The sequence below is a fragment of the Sphingomonas trueperi genome (genome assembly GCF_011927635.1).
Taxonomy (GTDB): domain Bacteria; phylum Pseudomonadota; class Alphaproteobacteria; order Sphingomonadales; family Sphingomonadaceae; genus Sphingomonas; species Sphingomonas trueperi.
On the sequence record NZ_JAATJB010000003.1, the window covers coordinates 353509 to 374135 of the forward strand.

Annotated in this window: 18 protein-coding genes; 13 read left to right on the top strand and 5 right to left on the bottom strand. The window is 67.2% G+C overall.

The window, feature by feature from the left end; all coding sequences use genetic code 11:
- Positions 1-16 precede the first annotated feature (16 nt).
- Together GGR89_RS07460 and GGR89_RS07465 are read left to right on the top strand one after the other, a co-directional pair.
- Positions 17-1033 (top strand): 2-hydroxyacid dehydrogenase, encoded by a 1017-nt coding sequence (locus tag GGR89_RS07460; RefSeq protein ID WP_125974431.1) that lies wholly within the window; start codon positions 17-19, stop codon positions 1031-1033.
- Positions 1034-1041: 8 nt separating this feature from the next.
- On the top strand, positions 1042-1818 hold the full coding sequence (locus GGR89_RS07465) for a polyphosphate kinase 2 family protein (RefSeq protein WP_125974429.1): 777 nt from the start codon (positions 1042-1044) through the stop codon (positions 1816-1818).
- Between the two features lie 37 nt (positions 1819-1855).
- Here the strand turns inward: GGR89_RS07465 and GGR89_RS07470 are convergent, their stop codons facing one another.
- Positions 1856-2485, bottom strand: coding sequence for a carbonic anhydrase (locus GGR89_RS07470; protein WP_125974427.1), 630 nt, complete (start codon positions 2483-2485; stop codon positions 1856-1858).
- A gap of 130 nt (positions 2486-2615) precedes the next feature.
- Here GGR89_RS07470 and lipA point away from each other — a divergent pair, with 130 nt between their 5' ends.
- The gene (gene lipA / locus GGR89_RS07475) at positions 2616-3548 is read left to right on the top strand and encodes a lipoyl synthase (RefSeq protein WP_125974425.1); all 933 of its coding nucleotides are present in this window, start codon (positions 2616-2618) and stop codon (positions 3546-3548) included.
- On the top strand, positions 3548-4045 hold the full coding sequence (locus GGR89_RS07480) for a type II toxin-antitoxin system RatA family toxin (protein ID WP_121076933.1): 498 nt from the start codon (positions 3548-3550) through the stop codon (positions 4043-4045). The genes lipA and GGR89_RS07480 overlap by 1 nt, the downstream gene beginning before the upstream one ends.
- Here GGR89_RS07480 and GGR89_RS07485 read toward each other — a convergent pair.
- Together GGR89_RS07485 and GGR89_RS07490 are read right to left on the bottom strand one after the other, a co-directional pair.
- Positions 3970-4506: a CinA family protein gene (locus GGR89_RS07485; protein WP_125974423.1), complete on the bottom strand. Its 537-nt coding sequence runs from the start codon at positions 4504-4506 to the stop codon at positions 3970-3972. The two genes, GGR89_RS07480 and GGR89_RS07485, sit on opposite strands and share 76 nt — an antisense overlap.
- A gap of 39 nt (positions 4507-4545) precedes the next feature.
- Positions 4546-5703: a bifunctional 2-C-methyl-D-erythritol 4-phosphate cytidylyltransferase/2-C-methyl-D-erythritol 2,4-cyclodiphosphate synthase gene (locus GGR89_RS07490; RefSeq protein ID WP_125974421.1), complete on the bottom strand. Its 1158-nt coding sequence runs from the start codon at positions 5701-5703 to the stop codon at positions 4546-4548.
- Positions 5704-5848: 145 nt separating this feature from the next.
- On the opposite strand from GGR89_RS07490, the gene dusB reads away from it, so the two are divergent.
- From dusB to hflX, 7 genes are all read left to right on the top strand, one after another.
- Complete coding sequence (dusB, locus tag GGR89_RS07495) at positions 5849-6847, top strand: tRNA dihydrouridine synthase DusB (RefSeq protein WP_125974419.1); 999 nt, start codon at positions 5849-5851, stop codon at positions 6845-6847.
- A complete protein-coding gene (locus GGR89_RS07500) occupies positions 6823-7932 on the top strand; it encodes a two-component system sensor histidine kinase NtrB (protein ID WP_125974417.1) in 1110 nt (369 codons plus the stop codon). Before dusB ends, GGR89_RS07500 begins: the two co-directional genes overlap by 25 nt.
- The gene (gene ntrC, locus GGR89_RS07505) at positions 7929-9368 is read left to right on the top strand and encodes a nitrogen regulation protein NR(I) (protein ID WP_125974415.1); all 1440 of its coding nucleotides are present in this window, start codon (positions 7929-7931) and stop codon (positions 9366-9368) included. Before GGR89_RS07500 ends, ntrC begins: the two co-directional genes overlap by 4 nt.
- Before the next feature lie 94 nt (positions 9369-9462).
- A complete protein-coding gene (locus tag GGR89_RS07510; protein ID WP_125974413.1) occupies positions 9463-11730 on the top strand; it encodes a sensor histidine kinase NtrY-like in 2268 nt (755 codons plus the stop codon).
- Positions 11727-13106: a nitrogen assimilation response regulator NtrX gene (gene ntrX, locus GGR89_RS07515; RefSeq protein WP_125974411.1), complete on the top strand. Its 1380-nt coding sequence runs from the start codon at positions 11727-11729 to the stop codon at positions 13104-13106. Before GGR89_RS07510 ends, ntrX begins: the two co-directional genes overlap by 4 nt.
- A 64-nt stretch (positions 13107-13170) precedes the next feature.
- Entirely contained in the window at positions 13171-13722 is a 552-nt protein-coding gene (gene hfq / locus GGR89_RS07520; protein ID WP_277600097.1) for an RNA chaperone Hfq, read from the top strand.
- Positions 13723-13729: 7 nt separating this feature from the next.
- Positions 13730-15022 carry a GTPase HflX gene (gene hflX, locus GGR89_RS07525; protein ID WP_125974409.1) on the top strand — a complete coding sequence of 431 codons (1293 nt, stop codon included), beginning with the start codon at positions 13730-13732 and terminating at the stop codon, positions 15020-15022.
- Between the two features lie 171 nt (positions 15023-15193).
- On the opposite strand, the gene mazG is transcribed toward hflX, so the two are convergent.
- Both mazG and GGR89_RS07535 read right to left on the bottom strand, forming a co-directional pair.
- Complete coding sequence (gene mazG / locus GGR89_RS07530; RefSeq protein WP_125974407.1) at positions 15194-15946, bottom strand: nucleoside triphosphate pyrophosphohydrolase; 753 nt, start codon at positions 15944-15946, stop codon at positions 15194-15196.
- A gap of 77 nt (positions 15947-16023) precedes the next feature.
- The gene (locus GGR89_RS07535; RefSeq protein WP_125974405.1) at positions 16024-17355 is read right to left on the bottom strand and encodes an MFS transporter; all 1332 of its coding nucleotides are present in this window, start codon (positions 17353-17355) and stop codon (positions 16024-16026) included.
- A 129-nt stretch (positions 17356-17484) separates the two neighbouring features.
- On the opposite strand from GGR89_RS07535, the gene cyoA reads away from it, so the two are divergent.
- Positions 17485-18618 (top strand): ubiquinol oxidase subunit II, encoded by a 1134-nt coding sequence (gene cyoA / locus GGR89_RS07540; protein WP_125974403.1) that lies wholly within the window; start codon positions 17485-17487, stop codon positions 18616-18618.
- Between the two features lie 8 nt (positions 18619-18626).
- Positions 18627-20627: a cytochrome o ubiquinol oxidase subunit I gene (gene cyoB, locus GGR89_RS07545; protein WP_125974401.1), complete on the top strand. Its 2001-nt coding sequence runs from the start codon at positions 18627-18629 to the stop codon at positions 20625-20627.

A 20627-nucleotide genomic window follows, 5' to 3' on the forward strand; every position in this document is an offset into this window, starting at 1 on the left:
GCGGAAGGGGGCGGTCATGCGCGTCGCGGTGTTCAACACCAAGGCCTATGACCGCCGCTTCCTTTCCGAGGCGAACGCGCGCTTCGGCCACGACCTCACCTTTCTCGAACCCCGTCTGGACGTGCTGACCGCGCCGCTGGCGGCAGGGCACGAAGCGGTGTGCGTGTTCGTCAACGACGGCGTCGACGGGACGGTGCTGGAAGCGCTGGCGAAGGTCGGCGTCCGGCTGGTGGCGCTGCGCTGTGCCGGCTTCAACAATGTCGATCTCGCCGCGGCCGAGCGGCTGGGCATCGCCGTGGTGCGGGTGCCGGCCTATTCGCCGCATGCGGTGGCGGAGTTCACCGTCGGGCTGCTGCTGGCAGTCGACCGCCAGATCCCGCGCGCCTGGGCCCGGGTGCGGGAGAACAACTTTGCGCTCGACGGGCTGATCGGCCGCAACCTGCACGGCCGCACGGTCGGCGTGGTCGGCACCGGAAAGATCGGCGCGCTGGTCGCCCGGGTGCTCCGGGCCGGCTTCGGCTGCACCGTACTGGCCAGCGACCTTCATGCCGATCCCGAGCTGGAGGCGATCGGCGTCCGCTATGTGCCGCGCGATGAGCTGTTGCGTACCGCCGAGATCGTGACGCTGCATTGCCCGCTCACGCCCGAGACGCATCGGCTGATCGACGCCAAGGTGATTGCCGAAGCGCGCGACGGGCTGGTGATCGTCAACACCAGCCGCGGCGCGCTGATCGACACGGCGGCGCTGATCGATGGGCTCAAGGCACGGAAGGTGCGCGCCGTTGCTCTCGACGTGTACGAGCAGGAGGCCGACCTGTTCTTCGAGGATCTCTCCAACGAGATCATTGCCGACGACCAGTTCCAGCGGCTCCTTACCTTTCCCAACGTCCTCGTCACCGGCCACCAGGCCTTCCTCACCGAGGAGGCGTTGTCCGCGATCGCCGAGACGACGCTGGCGAGCATCGCCGATTTTGAGGCCGGGCGGCCGCTTGCCAACCGCGTCGATGCAGCCTTGATCGCGCCTGCTCGTTAGGGGCTCCCATGACCATCGATCTTTCCGACTACGAGACCGGCGAACCCTTCGACGGTGACTACGAAGCCGAGCTCGCCAAGCTCCAGAAGCGTCTGAGCCATATCCAGACGGCGCACATCATCCACAAGCGTCGCGCGATCATCGCGCTGGAGGGCTGGGACGCGGCGGGGAAGGGCGGGGTGATCAAGCGCCTCACCGCGGAATGGGACCCGCGCTATTACGAAGTCTGGCCGATCTCGGCACCGACCCAGGAAGAGCTCGCCCATCATTTCCTCTGGCGCTTCTGGCAGCGGCTGCCGGCGCAGCACAATATCGCGGTGTTCGATCGCACTTGGTATGGCCGCGTGCTGGTCGAGCGCGTCGAGGGCTATGCCAGCGAGACCGACTGGCGGCGCGGCTATGCCGAGATCAACGATTTCGAGGCGCAGCAGGTCAACAACGGCGCGACGCTGATCAAGATCTTCCTGCACGTGACGCAGAAGACCCAGGACAAGCGCCTGCGCGACCGGCTGACCCATCCGTGGAAGCGGTGGAAGACCGGCATGGACGACTTCCGCAACCGCGCGCGCCGGGCAGACTATCTCGATGCGATGCACGCGATGTTCCACGAGACCGACACCCCGCACGCGCGCTGGACGGTGATCGACGGCAACAACAAGAAGGCCGCGCGGATCGCAGCGCTGACCGCGATTGCCGATCAGCTGGAGAAGCACGTGCCGATGGTGCCGCCCGAGCTTGATCCGGCGGTGGTGAAGGTCGCTACAGAGGCGCTGGGGAAGTTCTGAGTTCGCGATCCTCCCCGTGCCGGGGAGGATCTTCAGGTTACGCCGCCGCGAAGGTGCCTTCGTCGTCCATCACATGCAGCATCCCATCCGCAATGGCGAAATAGGCACCGTGGATGGTCAGCTTGCCCGCCGCTTCGCGCTCGGTGACGAACGGGAAACTGCGCAGGTTGCGTAACGAGACGCGCACCGTCTCGTGCTCCATCGCGCGCACCGCTTCCGGCCCCTCGCCATGTTCGGCGCGAACCTTCTCCCGCGCCTCGTCCAGCATATCGACCCAATGCGCGATGAACCCGCCCTCACCATGCTCCGCATCGGCGAAGCGCTGGGTCAGTGCCGCATGCGCGCCGCCACAGGCGCCATGGCCCATCACCACGATCTCTTCCACCTTCAGCTGCGTCACCGCGAACTCCAGCGCCGCGGACACGCCGTGGCGACCGCCATCGGTCTCATAGGGCGGGACCAGGTTCGCCACGTTGCGCACGACGAAGATTTCGCCCGGCAAGGTGTCGAAGATCTGCGCCGGATCGACTCGACTGTCCGAGCAGGCGATCACCATCACCTTGGGGCTCTGCCCCTCGGACAGTTGGGCCCAACGGGCGCGCTGCTGGCTCCAGCCTCCGGTGCGGAAGCGGTGATAGCCACCGATCAGTTCCCTGAATCCTGCCATATGCTCTGTTTACCTTTCCCGATGCTGCTTGTCGATGTCGACAACGCGCCCGCGCCGCTTGCGCTCCGTGCAACGCCATGCGCAATTTCCGGGACTGGCGAAACGCGTCCGGGCGCTCTATCTGCCCCCCATGAACGAGCAGACTCCGCTGCCGCGCCCCGAGCGCGTCCGCAAGCCCGACTGGATCCGCGTCAAGGCCCCGACCTCGGAAGGGTTCGCCAAGACCCGCGCCCTGATGCGCGCCAAGAGCCTCAACACGGTTTGCGAGGAAGCCGCCTGTCCGAACATCGGCGAGTGCTGGACCAAGAAGCACGCGACGGTGATGATCCTAGGCGACGTCTGCACGCGCGCCTGCCGCTTCTGCAACGTCAAGACGGGCATGCCGCGCAAAGTCGATCCGCTCGAGCCGCAGCACGTTGCCGAGGCGGCGTTGCAGATGGGCCTGGAGCATATCGTCATCACCTCGGTGGACCGCGACGACCTGCCCGACGGCGGCGCCAGCCAGTTCGTCAAGGTGATCGAGGCGATCCGCAAGGCGAGCCCGACCACCACGATCGAAATCCTCACGCCCGATTTCCGCAACAAGCACGAGGCTGCCGTCGAGGCGATCGTCGCCGCGCGGCCGGACGTGTACAACCACAATCTGGAAACCGTCCCCAGGCTCTATCCGATGATCCGTCCGGGCGCGCGCTATTATGCCTCGCTGCGGCTGCTGGAGACGGTGAAGCGGCTCGATCCGTCGATCTTCACCAAGTCGGGCATCATTCTCGGCCTGGGCGAGCAGCGCCTGGAGGTCCACCAGGTGATGGACGACATGCGTTCGGCCGACATCGATTTCCTGACGATGGGCCAGTATCTCCAGCCGACGCCGAAGCACGCCAAGGTCGAGGAGTTCGTGACCCCGCAGAACTTCCAGGCCTATGGCGCGATCGCGCGGGCGAAGGGCTTCCTGCAGGTCGCATCGAGCCCGCTCACGCGCTCCAGCTATCACGCCGGCGAAGATTTCGCCGAGATGCGCGCGGCCCGCGAGGCCAAGCTGGCAAAGGCGAGCGCCAAGGCCTGATGCCCAAGCACAGCGAAACCCGGCATCTCCCCTATACGCCGGAACAGATGTTCGATCTGGTCGCCGATGTCGCGCGCTACCCCGAGTTCCTGCCCTGGGTGAGCGCGATGCGCGTCCGCTCGTCGAGCGACACCCAGGTCGTCGCGGACATGATCGTCGGCTTCAAGGGGCTGCGCGAGACCTTCACGTCGCGCGTCACCAAGGCGCGGCCGGAGACCGTCCATGTCGAATATGTCGACGGGCCGCTCAAGCACCTGTCCAACGACTGGAAGTTCCGGCCGGACGGGCAGGGCGGCTGCTATGTCGATTTCTGCGTCGACTTCGCGTTCAAGAACCGGGTGTTCGAGATGCTGGCAGGCCAGGTGTTCGACCGCGCGCTCCGCAAGATGATCGGTGCGTTCGAGGAGCGCGCGGCGAAGCTTTACGCCGCTTCGGGCTCCTCGACCGGTACCTCGGGCGACGGCATCAACAGGTCGAGCGCGCACAACGCCGCCTGAAGGCGGATGCCGCCGCGGCCGTCATTCTCGAAATGGCGCGCGTCGGCGACGACGTGCTTGGGATCGGCGCCGCGGATCGCCTGGGCGAAGACGACGGTGCCGACCGGCTTGTTCTCGGTCGCCCCGCCCGGACCCGCGATGCCGGTGATCGCCACCGCGACATCGGCCTTGGTGCGCTCCAGCACGCCCTGCGCCATGCTCCAGGCAACCGCGATCGAGACGGCGCCGAAGGTCTCGAGCACGTCGAGGCTCACCTTCAGCACGTCCATCTTGGCGTCGTTGGAATAGGTGACGAAGCCGGCGTCGAAGACGTCGGACGAACCCGGCAATTCGGTCAGCGCGGCGGAGACCAGGCCGCCGGTGCAGCTCTCGGCGACGGCGACGCGGCGGCCGGCGGCGCGGTTCGCGTCGATGACCTTGCGCGCGGCTTCTACGAGCTCGGTGGGAAGAATCGTGTCCATAACGGCGCCCCCTTGCCATTGGATGAAGGGTGTTACGAGTCAGTTCCTTGCAGGTACCCGTACGGTTGCGACAGCCTGCGCCGCCATGCCCTCGCCGCGGCCGGTGAAGCCCAGGCGTTCGGTGGTGGTGGCCTTGACGCTCACCTGTCCCGGATCGAGACCGAGGATCGCCGCGATCGAGGCGCGGATCGCCTCGCGGTGCGGGCCGATCTTGGGCGCCTCGCAGATCAGGGTCACGTCGATGAAATCGAGGATACCGCCTTCTGCTGCGACCAGCGAGGCGGCATGTTCGAGGAAGCGGGCGGAGGCCGCCCCCCGCCATTGCGGGTCGCTGGGCGGGAAATGCATGCCGATGTCGCCCGCGCCGATCGTGCCGAGCAGTGCATCGGTGATCGCGTGGAGCGCGACATCGGCGTCGCTATGGCCCCACAGGCCCTTGCTGTGCGGAATGCGCACGCCGCCGAGCCACAGTGCCTCGCCCTCGGCGAAGCGGTGCACGTCGTATCCGGTGGCGGTGCGGACGCGCATCGCGGCGGCCAGCCGCGTCTCGGCGGCGGCGAAATCGGCGGGGTGGGTGATCTTTTCGAGCATCTGGTCTCCGGGGACGAGGGCGACCTGGCCGCCGAACGCGCGCAGCATCTGGGCGTCGTCGGTCGCCTCCTGCTCGGCGGGCCAGCGGCGGTGCGCATCGAGAATGGCGTCGAAGGAAAAGGCCTGCGGGGTCTGGACACGGTATAGATCGTCGCGCGGGACGGTGTCGCCGATCCGCGCGCCTTCGCCGCGTACCAGCGTGTCGGCGACGGGGAGGGCGGGAATTGCGCCGCCCTCGGCGTCCAGGCTGGTGAGCAGGTCGTCGATCACCCGTGCCGGCAGGAAGGGCCGGGCGGCATCGTGGATCAGGACATGGGTGAAGCCACCGGCGAGCAGCGCCTCCAGCCCGTTCCGCACCGACTCGCGCCGGGTGGCGCCGCCCGTGACGAAGGGCGTGGTGCCCAGTGCGGCTTCGAGCAACGCCTCCTGGCCCTCGCCGATCACGGTCAGTACCGCGCCGATCTTGGGATGGCTGCTCAGCGCGTGATGGGCATAGGCGAGCAGCGGCTTGCCGCCGAGCAGGGCATATTGCTTGGGCACGCTGCCCCCGGCGCGGGTGCCGCTGCCGGCGGCGACGAGGATGGCGGCGGTCCTGAACGCGGTCATGGCGGAGCGCCTAGCGAAGTTTGCGGGGCAGCGGTAGGGCCGCCGAGGGCCAGGCAATGCTATGTCACGGCCGCATGGATTTCCGCGACCTTGCCCTTCGCGCTCGGGATCGCTACATCACCTGCCTGATTTTCAGGCAGAATTGATGCGCGAACTCGCCCCCATCCAGATCGGCCCCGTGACGGTCGAAGCCCCGGTGCTGCTCGCGCCGATGACCGGCGTTACCGACCTGCCGTTCCGGCGCGCGGTGCGGCGCTTCGGCTCGGGCCTCAATGTCACCGAGATGATCGCCAGCGCCGCCGCGATCCGCGAGACGCGCCAATCGGTGCAGAAGGCGGCCTGGGACCCGATCGAGGAGCCCGTCTCGATGCAGCTGGTCGGCTGCACGCCGCACGAGATGGCCGAAGCGGCCAAGCTCAACGAGGATCGCGGCGCCTCGATCATCGACATCAACATGGGCTGCCCGGTCCGCAAGGTGACCAATGGCGATGCCGGCTCGGCGCTGATGCGGGATCTCGACCATGCCGGCGCGATCATCCGCGCCTGTGTCGATGCGGTGAAGGCGCCGGTGACGGTCAAGATGCGGATGGGTTGGGATCTCGACAGCCTAAACGCACCCGACCTGGCCAGGATCGCGCAGGATCTCGGCGCCAAGCTGGTGACGGTCCATGGCCGCACCCGCAACCAGATGTATCGCGGCTCGGCCGACTGGCGCTTCGTGCGCCGGGTGAAGGACGCGGTCTCGATCCCGGTGATCGTCAACGGCGACATCTGCTCCGTGGCCGATGCGCGCGAGGCGCTGGCCCAGTCGGGTGCGGACGGCGTGATGATCGGCCGCGGCGCCTATGGCAAGCCGTGGATCCTCCGCCAGGTAATGGACGCGCTGACCGGCAAGGGGGACAAGCCCGAACCGTCGATCGAAGAACAATATCGCGTGATCACCGAGCATTATGTCGAGACCCTCGGGCATTACGGCAACGAGGTCGGCGTCAACATGATGCGCAAGCATCTCGGCTGGTACACCAAGGGGCTGCACGGCTCGGCCGAGTTCCGCAACAAGGTGAACCAGGTCGTCGATCCGGTGAAGGTGCTCGACATGCTGGCGGAGTTCTACGAGCCGTGGCTTTCCCGCGCGGCGGCCTGAAGCGGTTCCGCCCGCAAACCGTCGAAGGACCAAGTTTCGCCGAACTATTCGGCGCGCTGCCGGTAGCAGTGCTCGTGCTCGATCCCGACGGGCGCATCGCCCATGCCAATCCGGCGTGCGAGGTACTGCTCAACCATAGCGAGACCAGCATGGTCGGCCAGCCCTATGACGCGGTGCTGCTGCCGCCCGAGGACTATGCCGATCGCCGCGACGGGCGCGGCTTCGCGGCGTTCGATGCCGAGATCGAGGCGGTGCGCGGTTCGCGGCTGCGGGTCGACTTCCTCGAAAGCCAGGTGCCGGACCATCCCGGCTGGCGGATCGTGACGCTTCACCATGCCCCCCAGGCGCGCAAGATGAACCACGGCCTCGACCGCACCGCCGGCGCCCGCGCGGCGACCGGTGCGGCGGCGATGCTTGGACACGAGATCAAGAACCCGCTTTCCGGCATCCGCGGCGCGGCCCAGCTGCTCCAGAGCGGCGGCGATCCCGAGACGAATGGCGAGCTCACCCGGCTGATCACCACCGAGGTCGATCGCATCGCCGCGCTGATCGACCGGATGCAGGATTTCACCGACACCCGTCCGCTCGATCTCGCGCCCACCAACATTTATCCGCTGCTCGACCATGGCCGCCGCGTCGCGCTGGCGGGCTTCGCGCGCGGGATCGTGATCGAGGAATGGTTCGACCCCTCGCTGCCGCCGGTGCTGGTCGATCGCGACGCGTTCCTCCAGGTGCTGATCAACCTGCTCAAGAACGCAGCCGAGGCACTCAAGGGCCTCGCCCAGCCGCGCATCATCCTGTCGACCGCCTTCCGCCACGGCATGTCGGTCAATGCCGGTCCCGGCCAGCCGCGCCGGCCGCTTCCGATCGAGATCTGCGTGATGGATAACGGCCCCGGCGCCCCCGCCGATATCGCCGAGCATTTGTTCGAGCCGTTCGTCTCGGGCAAGCCGGAGGGCAAGGGGCTGGGGCTGCCGCTCGTCGAGAAACTGGTGCGGGACATGGGCGGGATCGTCCAATATGCCCGCGAACGCGAACCGGAGGTTACGGTGTTCCGCATCCTGTTGCCGCGAGCCTCGGCATGACGCCCGGCTCGGTTCTGGTCGTCGATGACGACGCCGCGATCCGCACCGTGGTCGCCGCCGCGCTCAAGCGCGAGGGGCACCGCGTCGCCACCGCCGCCAGTGTCGCGGAACTCCGGCGGGCGCTCACCACCGGCGTGCCCGATGTGCTGGTTACCGACGTGGTGCTGCCCGACGGCAACGGGCTCGACGTCGTCTCCGGCCTGATGGCGGAACACCCGGCGCTGCCGGTGATCGTCTTCTCGGCGCAGAACACGCTGGCGACGGCCGTGCGCGCCACGGAAGTCGGCGCCTTCGACTATCTGCCCAAGCCGTTCGACCTCGATGCGCTGACCCATGCGGTGCAGAGCGCGATGGCGCGCGGCCGCCGCCGCCCCGCCGACCAGCCCGATGCCGAACAGGGTGGGGGACCCTCGCTGATCGGCCGCTCGCCGGCGATGCAGGAGGTGTATCGGGTGATCGCCCGCGTCGTCTCCAACGACCTCACGGTGCTGATCAGCGGCGAGTCGGGGACCGGCAAGGAGCTCGTCGCCAAGGCGATCCACGACCTCGGCCCCCGCCGCCGTGCGCCCTTCGTCGCGCTCAACATGGCGGCGATCCCGCGCGAGCTGATCGAGGCTGAGCTGTTCGGCCATGAACGCGGCGCCTTCACCGGCGCGCAGGCACGCGTCGCCGGCAAGTTCGAGCAGGCGGCCGGCGGCACGTTGTTCCTCGACGAGATCGGCGACATGCCGATGGATGCGCAGACGCGGCTGCTGCGGGTACTCCAGTCGGGCGAGTTCACCACCGTCGGCGGCGCCCGGACGATCCGCGCCGATGTCCGCATCGTCGCCGCGACCAACAAGGATCTCGCCCAGCTGGTCCAGGTCGGCCAATTCCGCGAGGACCTGTTCTACCGGCTCAATGTCGTGCCGATCAGCCTGCCGGCCTTGCGCGAGCGCCGCCAGGACATCCCGCTGCTCGCCCGCCATTTCCTTGACCGCGCCGCCGAGGACGGGTTGCCGCGCAAGCAGCTCGACAAGGACGCGGTGGCGCTGCTCGAGACGCTCGACTGGCCGGGCAATGTTCGCGAGCTGGAAAACCTGATGCGTCGCATCGCTGCACTCTCGCGTGACGAATGGATCGATGCCGCCGCGCTCCGCCGTGCGCTGGGCGATGGCGGCGGCGTGCTGCCGATCGCGCGTGATGCGGGCATCGAGGCGGCGATCCGGGCCCGGCTGGAGCGGATCGCGCTGGAGGAGCCGCGCTCGCTCGATGATGGCACGCTCTACGACCGCATCATCAGCGAAGTAGAGCGCCCGCTGATCGAGATGATGCTCGCGCGCCACCAGCAGAACCAGCTGCGCGCCGCGCGGGCGCTCGGCATCAATCGCAACACACTGCGCAAGCGTCTGGATACGCTGGGGATTGCGACGCGCGGAGACGACCCGACAAGCTGAAGACACGCAATCTGCGGCGGACCGATGCCTATGGGTGACAAATCCGCAATATTATGTGTTCTTTTGGCCACAATCCCCGTGTACACAGGGGGCAATGGTCGCCGTAGCTCCAACGAGTCTCGATAGCCCTGAAGATTGGTCGCGCCCCGGACGGGCGTTTCGGCTGGTCGAAATGCTGGTGGTCGCGCTGGCCGTGGCTACCCCGGTGATCACCTACTGGTTCGTTCGCCAGCACTCCAACCAGCAGCTGTTCAGCCCAGGCGTCGCGGCTGCGCTGCTGCTCGTCAATCTCCTCCCCTATGTGGCGCTGATCGTGCTGATCGGGCGGCGGATCGCGCTCAAGCGCACTTCTCGGTCGGCGTTGGCGGGGGGCGGGCGGCTGCACGTGCGGCTGGTCGCGGTATTCTCACTGATGGCCAGCGTGCCGATCGTGCTGGCGGTGATCGCCGCCTCGATCATGTTCCAGTCGGGTATCCAGCTCTGGGGATCTGAGCGCGCGCGCGCGGCCCTTACCTCCACCCAGGCGCTCGCCAACGAGGGCAAGTCGCTGGTGATCCAGCGTTGGAAGAGCGAGGCGCGGCAGATGGTGAGCGACATGCTCGAAACCGCGCCCAAGGTGCCCGAGCGCTCCGCCGTGTTCGAGGACTGGTTCCTACGCCAGACCTATTTCCGCCAGTTCTTCCAGTCGGTGCTGTTCCGCGTGATCGACGGCAAGCGGGTCGAGGCGCTCTATGCCTATGAGGCGCCCTCCGCGCCGACCTTCACCCGCCGCGTCTCGGGCAAGGTGCTCAAGGTGCTGCGGGACGAGGACAGCTATATCAACTACGACTCCGAGGTCGTGTGGGTGGTGACGCCGGTCGACCGCTCGGCGAACCTGTTTCTCTATGTCGCCACCCCGAACAATGTCGACTTTCTCAACCGCCAGAACCTCGCGTCGGATCGTATCGGGCACGAATATACCGCGCTGATCGCCCGCTCGCGTTCACTCCAGCTCCAGTTCAACGCGGTGTTGTTCGGCGTCGCGCTGCTGATCGTCGGCATCGCCACCTGGATCGCGCTGGCGGTGGCGGACCGGCTGGTTCGCCCGGTCGACCAGCTCGTCCAGGCGGCAGGGCAGGTGGCGGATGGCGACCTCAGCGCGCGGGTGCCCACGCCGGAGCGGATCGACGAGATCGCCACGCTCGGCATCGCCTTCAACAGCATGACCGAGCGGCTGCAGGACCAGACCAACGCGCTGGTCACCGCCAATGCCCAGCTCGACAGCCGCCGTGCGCTGATCGAGGCGGTGATGTCGGGCGTGTCGGCGGGGGTGATCGCGATCGGTGGCGACCACCGCGTGCGGCTGATCAACGCCTCGGCGATTGCGCTGCTACGCCATGCCGCCGAGCAACCGGTCGGCCAGCCGCTGGAGGCGCTCGCCCCCGAGCTCGAGACGATGCTGGCCAGCGGCGAGCGCGAGGGGATCGTGCAGATCGCCAGCGGCGGCGAGGCGCGGACGCTGGCGGTGAAGGTCACCACCGACGAGGGCGGCCAGGTGCTGACCTTCGACGACATCACCCAGCAACTCAACGACCAGCGCCGCGCCGCCTGGGCCGACGTCGCCCGCCGCATCGCGCACGAGATCAAGAACCCGCTCACCCCGATCCAGCTCGCCGCCGAACGGCTCCAGCGTCGCTATGGCAAGCAGGTCGACCAGAGCGACGGCGTGTTCGCGCGGCTGACCGAGACGATCGTCCGCCAGGTCGGCGACCTGCGGCGGATGGTCGACGAGTTCTCGTCCTTCGCGCGGATGCCCAAGCCGATGTTCCGGCGCGAGTCGCTGCTCGACATCGCCCGCCAGGCGATGTTCCTGCACGAGGTCGCGCACCCGGCGCTGCGCTTCACCCTCGACGCCCCCGATCCGGCGCCCACGCTGGTGTGCGACCGCCGCCAGATCGGCCAGGCGCTGACCAATGTCGTCAAGAACGCCGTGGAAGCGATCGAGGCGCGCAACGAGGCGGCCGGGGAGGGGGCGGATCTGCCGCAGGGCGAGGTGCATCTCACCATCCAGCCCGAGGCCGACGACAAGCTGGTCCTCACCCTCGCCGACAACGGCGTCGGCCTGCCGGTCGAGCGCGACCGGATCGTCGAACCCTATATGACGACGCGCAGCCGGGGCACCGGCCTGGGCCTCGCCATCGTCAAGAAGATCGTCGAAGAACATTGCGGCACGATCGGCTTTGCCGACCGCCCCGGCGGCGGCACCTGCGTGACGCTGTGCTTCGATACCGCGATGCTTGCCAGCGTCGCACTCACGGAGACGCCGGACAACGCGAAAGACGCGCGCCCGGCCATGCTCACCCGGATCGGAAGCAGAACATGAGCCTGGACATTCTCGTCGTGGACGACGAGCGCGACATCCGCGAACTGGTAGCCGGCGTGCTGGAGGACGAGGGGTACGCCACCCGCAACGCTGCCGACAGCGATTCGGCGCTCGAGGCGATCGCCGAGCGCCGGCCAAGCCTGGTGTTGCTCGATGTGTGGCTGCAGGGCTCGCGGCTCGATGGACTGGAACTACTCGACGAGATCAAGCGGCGCGATCCCTCGATCCCGGTGCTGGTGATCTCGGGCCATGGCAATCTCGATACTGCGGTGGCGGCGATCCGCCGCGGGGCCTCCGACTTCATCGAGAAGCCGTTCGAGGCCGAGCGGCTGCTGCTGATGGTTGCCCGCGCGACCGAGACCGAGCGACTCCGCCGCGAAGTCGCGTCGCTGCGGGCGGTGACAGGGCGGGGGACCGACCTGCAGGGCACGTCGACCGCTATCAATACGGTGCGCGCCACCCTCAAGCGCGTCGCCTCGACCGGCAGCCGCGTGCTCATCACCGGCGGCGCGGGCGTGGGCAAGGAAGTCGCGGCAAGGCTGCTCCATGGCTGGAGCCAGCGCGCCGACGCCCCCTTCGTGGTCGTCAGCGCCGCGCGAATGACCCCCGAGCGCGTCGACGAGGAGCTGTTCGGCGTCGAGGAGAGTGGCGACCTCGTGCGGCCCGGCCTGCTCGAACAGGCGCATGGCGGTACGCTGTTCCTCGACGAGATCGCCGACATGCCGGTTGCGACCCAGGCGCGGATCCTGCGCGTGCTGACGGACCAGAGCTTCAGCCGTGTCGGCGGCACCCGTGTGGTGAAGGTGGACGTGCGCGTGGTCTCCGCCACCGCGCGCGACCTGATGGCGGAGATCGCCGCGGGGCGTTTCCGCGAAGACCTCTATTACCGGCTCAACGTGGTGCCGGTGCCGATCCCTGCGCTGACCGATCGCCGCGAGGACATCCCCGCACTGGTCGAGCATTATGTCGCCCATTATGCCTCCGAGCGCCGCGTGCCGACTCCGGAGATCGCGGCCGATGCGATGGTCGCGCTGCAGAGCTATGACTGGCCGGGCAATGTCCGCCAGCTGCGTAACGTCGTCGAGCGCACCGTGATCCTCGCTCCGGGCGACCGGATCGGGCGGATCGACGTCGACCTGCTGCCCCCCGAGGTGCTGGGCCGCCAGAACGACGGCGGCAGCGGCATGGCCTCCAACGCAATCATGGGTGCCCCGCTCAAGGAAGCGCGCGAGAGCTTCGAGCGCGAATATCTGCGCGTCCAGATCCGCCGCTTCTCGGGCAACATTTCCCGCACGGCGAGCTTCATCGGGATGGAGCGCTCGGCCCTGCACCGCAAGCTCAAGCTGCTCGGCATCACCGACGCGCGGGAGGATTGAGCCGCTATGGACGGAAGCGTGCGAAGCCCCTAGATTGGATCCCGGCGCCGGGGTGGCGCCGACCCTGACGCCGGGAACGGCGCACCGCGGGACAAATCCCGCCAAGAATAAATGGAGCCACCATATGGCAGAGAAGCAGACTTCGCTTCAGGACCTGTTCCTCAACTCACTGCGCCGGTCGAAGACGCCGGTGACGATGTTCCTCGTCAAGGGCGTCAAGCTCCAGGGGATCGTTACCTGGTTCGATAATTTTTCGGTGCTGCTCCGCCGCGACGGCCAGTCGCAGCTGATCTACAAGCATGCCATTTCCACCATCATGCCCTCGGGCCCGATGGACCTTGCCGCGCTGCTCACGGCGGCGGGCGAGTATCAGCACAAGAACCCGGTGCTGCAGGAAATCTTCCTGAATGCGGTTCGCAAGCAGCAGGAAAACGTCACCATGTTCCTGGTGAACGGGGTGATGCTGCAAGGGCAGATCGCCGCGTTCGACCTGTTCTGCATGCTGCTCCAGCGTGAGGGCATGGCCCAGCTGGTCTACAAGCATGCGGTTTCCACCGTGCAGCCCGCGCACCCGCTGAACCTCGCCGAGGAAACCAACGGCGGCGACGAGGATTGATCCTCGCATGAGCACTGGTTTCGAGCGCGACCCCGACGAATTCGCGCGGGGCGCACGCGCGCTCGTCGTCTATCCGGACATGGGCGGCAGCTCGCGCGACGCCGAGGCGCGGCTGGAGGAAACGGCCGGCCTCGCCGCGGCGATCGGCGTCGACGTGGTCGAACGGGTCGCCGTTCGGCTGCGCCAGCCCAAGCCGGGCACGCTGATCGGATCGGGCCAGGTGGATACGCTGGCCGAGGCGGTCCGCAACGGCGAACTCCAGCTCGCGGTGTTCGACGCGGCGCTGACGCCGGTGCAGCAGCGCAACCTCGAGACCGCGCTCGGCTGCAAGGTGATCGACCGCACCGGGCTGATCCTCGAAATCTTCGGCGAGCGCGCGCGTACCGCCGAAGGGCGATTGCAGGTCGAACTCGCCCATCTCGACTATCAGGCGGGTCGGCTGGTGCGCAGCTGGACCCACCTCGAGCGCCAGCGCGGCGGCTTCGGCTTCCTCGGCGGCCCAGGCGAGACCCAGATCGAGGCCGACCGCCGCTTGATCCGCGACCGCATGGCGCGGCTGCGGCGCGAGCTCGACCAGGTCAGCCGCACCCGCACGCTCCACCGCGACCGGCGCCAGCGCGCGCCCTGGCCGGTGGTGGCGCTGGTCGGCTATACCAATGCCGGCAAGTCGACGCTGTTCAACCGGCTGACCGGTGCCGGGGTGATGGCGGAGAATTTGCTGTTCGCCACGCTCGATCCAACGCTGCGCCAGATCGCGCTGCCGGGGATCGACAAGGCGATCCTGTCGGACACGGTGGGGTTCGTCTCGGAGCTGCCGACGCAGCTGGTCGCCGCGTTCAAGGCGACGCTGGAAGAGGTGGTCTCGGCCGACCTGCTGATCCATGTCCGCGACATCGCGCATCCCGACACCGAGGCGCAGCGCGCCGATGTGGAGAAGGTGCTCCAGGAAATCGGCGTGTCCGAGCAGACGCCGCGCTTCGAGGCGTGGAACAAGCTCGACCTGCTCGACGATGAGCAGCGTGAGGAAGCCTTGGCGATGGCGGCGCGTCGGACCGATGAGGTGCGGGTGATATCGGCACTGACCGGCGAGGGCGTCGATGCGCTGGTCGACGCGGTCGCCGGGCGGCTGACCGAGGGGCATCGCCGCTACACGCTGCGGCTGGATCCGGCCGATGGCGCGGCCGCCGCGTGGCTGCACCAGCATGGCGATGTGATCGAGCAGCATATCGAGGACGAGCAGGCGGTGTACGAAGTCCGCATGGCGCCGCGCGATTACGAGCGGTTCGTCACGCGGGGGTAGGGTCGGAACCCCCTCGTCCTGCCTTGAGGCGGCCCTCGGTCCGTCATTCCGGCGAAAGCCGGAATCCATCGGCGCTACGTTGCGGCTATTGCCGAAAGCGAGAGGCGAATGGATCCCGGCTTTCGCCGGGATGACAACTAAGAGGTTGGAGTGGCCGGGAGGGCTGCCCCATCACCCCCGCTTCACCTCTTGCCACAGCGCTTCCTTGCCCTCCAGGTCGAGCCCCAGGAACGCCTCGCCGGCGCGCTCTTCCATCGCCTTGAAGCGCCGCTCGAACTTGCCGTTCGCCGCGCGCAGCGCCGCCTCGGGCTCCACGCCAAGCTTGCGGGCAAAGTTCACCACCGCGAACAGCAGGTCGCCCACCTCCTCGGCGCGGTGCGCGTCGTCGGTGGCCGTCTCGACCTCCTCCAGTTCCTCCAGGATCTTCGCCTGCGCGCCACTGGCGTCCGGCCAGTCGAACCCGGTGCGCGCCGCCCGCTTCTGAAGCTTCTCCGCGCGAAGCAGCGCGGGCAGGCCGATCGCCACGCCGTCGAGCGCGCTCGATGCCCCCTTGGCGCCGCGCTCCTCGGCCTTGATGACTTCCCAAAGATGGTGCCCGCCCTCGGCCACGTCGCCGAAGATGTGCGGGTGGCGACGCTCCATCTTGTCGCTGATCGAGGTAACCACGTCCGCGAGCGCGAACTGCCCGGCTTCCTCGGCGATGCGGCTGTGGAACACCACCTGGAGCAGCAGGTCGCCCAGTTCGTCCTTCAGCTCGACGATGTCGCCGCGCTCGATCGCATCGGCCACCTCATAGGCCTCCTCGATCGTATAGGGGGCGATCGTCTCGAAGGTCTGCGCCACGTCCCATTCGCAGCCGCGTTCGGGATCGCGCAGGCGCTCCATGATGGCGACCAAGCGATCAATGCCGGTGGGGGACGTCATGCAAAATGCCTCCTGAACGCGGGTGCGGTCAGGAGGCCTTTGGAGGTCGCGCACGGCTTAGGCAAGCCGCGCGAGCGTCAGTCGAGGCGGCGCCCCAACTCCTTGTTGAAGTAGAGCGCGATCAGCGTGCCGGCAGCGCCCGAGAGCAGGTACAGGCCCGAGGCGATCACCCCCCAGTTGGCGGCCAGCAGCAGCGCGGCGAGCGGCGCGAAGCCGGCGCCGAACAGCCAAGCAAGGTCCGAGGTCAGCGCCGCGCCGGTATAGCGCGCCCGCTTCGGGAAGTTGCTGGCGACCGCGCCCGAGGACTGGCCGAACGCTAGGCCGAGCAGGATGAAACCGAGCACCATGAACACCGTCTCGCCGGTGTTGCCACGTTCGAGCAGCTGCGGCGCGAAGCCCGAATAGGCGGCGATCGCGGCCGCGGTATAGCCGAGCAGCGAGCGGCGACCGATCCGGTCGGCTAGGATGCCCGAGATCACGATGGCGACGAGGCCGCAGGCAGCCGCACCAACCTCGATCAGGAGGAAGCGAGTGAGGTCCTCATTGGTGTAGAGCGCGATCCACGACAGCGGGAACACGGTGACCATGTGGAACAGCGCGAAGCTGGCCAGCGGTGCGAAGGCACCGATGATGATGTTGCGCCACTGCGCCTTGATCGTCGCGGTGACGCGCGAGGGGGTGAGTTCGCGGCTCTCGAACAGCTTCACATATTCCGGTGCCACGACCATGCGCAGGCGGGCGAACAGCGCGACCACGTTGAGCGCGAAGGCGACGAAGAACGGGTAGCGCCAGCCCCAGCTCATGAAGTCCGCCGAGTCGAGGGCGCTGACGAAATAGGCGAACAGCCCGCTCGCCACCATCAGCCCGAGCGGGGCGCCGAGCTGCGGCACCATCGCGTACCAGCCACGACGCGAAGGCGGGGCATTCAGCGCCAGCAGCGAGGCTAGGCCGTCCCAGGCGCCGCCCAGCGCCAGACCCTGCAGCACGCGGAGCGTCGCCAGCAAGATCGCCGACCAGATGCCGACCTGCGCATAGCCGGGCAGGAATGCCATGGTCACCGTTGCGGTACCGAGCAGGAACAGCGCCAGCGTGAGCTTCGCGCCGCGTCCATGACGGCGGTCAATGCGCATGAAGATCTGCGTGCCGATAGGACGGGCGATGAAAGCAAGCGGGAAGAGGGCGAACGACCAGAGCGTGCCGGTCACGCGATCCATGTAGGGAAACACCAGCGCCGGGAAGACCAGCACCGAAGCGATCGCATAGACGAAGAAGTCGAAGAACTCGGATGTTCGTCCGATGATCACGCCGATGGCGATATCGCCGGGGCGGAGGTGATCGTCACCGTGCGAGGTGTTGATCAGGCGGGCGTCATGTTCGATCTGCGTCGAACCAAGCTGAGCATTGGCCATGGGGATATGTCTACCGCAAAGCTTTGGGGAAAGCACCTAGGGAAACTCTCGGGTTGCAGCCATGGGACAAATTGTCCTATTTCGCACCCGCACAACCCCTCCTAACTCGCGGCCGCTATGTTTCGATCCATGACCCCGTTTCGTCGTGCCCTCAGGCCGACGGCCCTGATCGCTACCCTCGCTGCCCCGCTGATCCTCGGCGGGTGCGACCTTGTCGTGATGAATCCGTCCGGCGATGTTGCACGGCAGCAGGCCGACCTGATCCTCTGGTCGGTATTTTTGATGCTGCTCATCATCGTGCCGGTGATGATCCTGACGGTGGTTTTCGCGATCAAGTATCGCGCGAGCAACACCGAGTCGGAATATGCTCCGGACTGGGATCACTCGACCCGGATCGAGTTGGTGATCTGGTCGGCCCCGCTGCTGATCATCATCGCGCTCGGCGCGCTGACCTGGCTCACGACGCACCAGTTGGACCCGTACCGGCCGCTGGACCGCATCGCGCCGGGCAAGCCGATCCCGGCCGGCCAGGAGCCGCTCGAGATCCAGGTCGTCTCGCTCGACTGGAAGTGGCTGTTCATCTATCCCGAGCAGGGCGTCGCCACGGTCAACGAGCTGGTGCTGCCGGCCGATCGCCAGGTGCGTTTCCGCCTGACCTCGTCGAGCGTGATGAACACCTTCTACGTGCCGGCGCTGGCGGGCATGATCTACACGATGCCGGGGATGGAAACGAAGCTCCACGCGGTGATGAACCGCGTCGGCACCTTCGAGGGCGTGAGCGCCAACTATAGCGGCGCTGGCTTCTCCGATATGCGCTTCCCGACCCTGTCGGTCGACGCCGCCGGCTTCGACCAGTGGGTGGCCAAGACCAAGGCCGCCGGCGGCGCGCTCGACGCGACCCAGTATCTCACGCTCGAAAAGCCGAGCGAGAAGGTGCCGGCGATGCACTTCGGCACGGTTCAGGCCGGCCTGTTCGACCGCATCGTCCAGATGTGCGTGAAGCCCGGCACCGCCTGCGGCCACGGCATGATGCACCATGGTGCGGGTGCCCAGGAAGTCGCCCCTGCGGTAAACAACCGTCCAGGCGAAGGCGCCGATGGCGCGCTGATGAAGTCGCCGGATGAAATGAAGACCAGTCCGCACCTGACCCATCCGCACGGCGCTCCCGCCGGCCATAGCGAACCCGGCGCGGATTCGAACCGTAACATGACCCGCATGGACGCGCCGGCCTATCCCGGTCGCGCGGCGGCGGGCGAGGCTTGAGCACTCCCATGTCTGACACCTTGATCAAGATGATCTTCGGTCGGCTCTCCATCGAGAGCCTGCCGATCCACGAGCCGATCGTCGTGGCGACCTTCGCGGGCGTCGCGCTCGGCGGTGTCGCGCTTCTGAGCGCGCTCACCTATTTCCGCCTGTGGGGCTATCTCTGGAAGGAGTGGTTCACCACCGTCGATCACAAGCGCATCGGCATCATGTACATGGTGCTGGGTCTGGTGATGCTGCTCCGCGGCTTCGCCGACGCGATCATGATGCGCCTCCAGCAGTCGATGGCGTTCGGCGCCAACGAAGGCTATCTCAACGCGCACCACTACGACCAGATCTTCACCGCACACGGCGTGATCATGATCTTCTTCGTGGCGATGCCGTTCGTCACCGGCCTGATGAACTTCGTGGTGCCGCTGCAGATCGGTGCCCGCGACGTCAGCTTCCCCTTCCTGAACAATTTCAGCTTCTGGATGACGGCGGCGGGTGCGGCGCTGGTGATGGCCAGCCTGTTCATCGGCGAGTTCGCGCGGACCGGCTGGCTGGCGATGGCGCCGCTGTCGGGCCTCGACTATTCGCCGGACGTCGGCGTCGACTATTATATCTGGGCCTTGCAGATCGCGGGCGTGGGTACCTTGCTGTCGGGCGTCAACCTGGTCGCCACCATCGTCAAGATGCGCGCGCCGGGCATGGGCCTGATGAAGATGCCGATCTTTACCTGGACCGCGCTTGCCACCAACATCCTGATCGTCGCCGCTTTCCCGGTGCTGACCGCGGTGCTGGCGATGCTCAGCCTCGATCGCTATGTCGGCACGCACTTCTTCACGAACACCGCCGGCGGCAACCCGATGATGTACGTGAACATGATCTGGATCTGGGGTCACCCTGAGGTCTACATCCTGATCCTGCCGGCGTTCGGCATCTTTTCCGAAGTCACCTCGACCTTTTCGGGCAAGCGCCTGTTCGGCTATACCTCGATGGTCTACGCGGTGCTGGTCATCACCATCCTGTCGTACCTCGTCTGGCTCCATCACTTCTTCACGATGGGCTCGGGCGCGAGCGTGAACAGCTTCTTCGGCATCACCACGATGATCATCTCGATCCCGACGGGTGCCAAGATCTTCAACTGGCTGTTCACCATGTACAAGGGCCGCATCCGCTTCGAACTGCCGATGATGTGGACCATCGCGTTCATGCTGACCTTCGTGATCGGCGGCATGACGGGCGTGATGCTCGCGGTGCCCCCGGCGGACTTCGTGCTGCACAACTCGCTGTTCCTGGTCGCGCACTTCCACAACGTGATCATCGGCGGCGTGCTGTTCGGCCTGTTCGCCGGCATCAACTACTGGTGGCCCAAGGCCTTCGGCTTCAAGCTCGACAAGAAGTGGGGCCTGGTCTCCTTCTGGTGCTGGGTGGTCGGCTTCTGGGTGGCGTTCACGCCGCTCTACGTCCTCGGCCTCATGGGCGTGACCCGTCGTCTGCGCCACTTCGAGGATCCGAGCCTGCAGATCTGGTTCGTGATCGCCGCCATCGGCGCCGCGATCATCGCGGTCGGCATCGCCGCGTTCCTCCTCCAGATCTTCGTCAGTATCCGCAACCGCGAGGCGCTGCGCGACGACAGCGGCGATCCGTGGAACGCGCGCACGCTGGAATGGGCGACCTCGTCGCCGCCTCCGGCCTACAACTTCGCGTTCTCGCCGGTCATCCACGACCTGGATGCCTGGTACGACATGAAGGCGCGCGGCGCGAAGCGTCCGCTCACCGGCTACCTGCCGATCCACATGCCGAAGAACACCGGCGCCGGCGTCATCCTGGCGGGCTTCTCGCTGGTCGTCGGCTTCGCGATGATCTGGTACATCTGGTGGCTCGCGGCCGCGGCGTTCCTGGGCCTGCTGGTCACGGCGATCGCCCATACCTTCAACTATGATCGCGACTTCTACATCTCTGCGGAAGAAGTGACCGAAACCGAGAATGCGCGCACCGCGGTGCTCGCGCGCCATGGAGCCTGA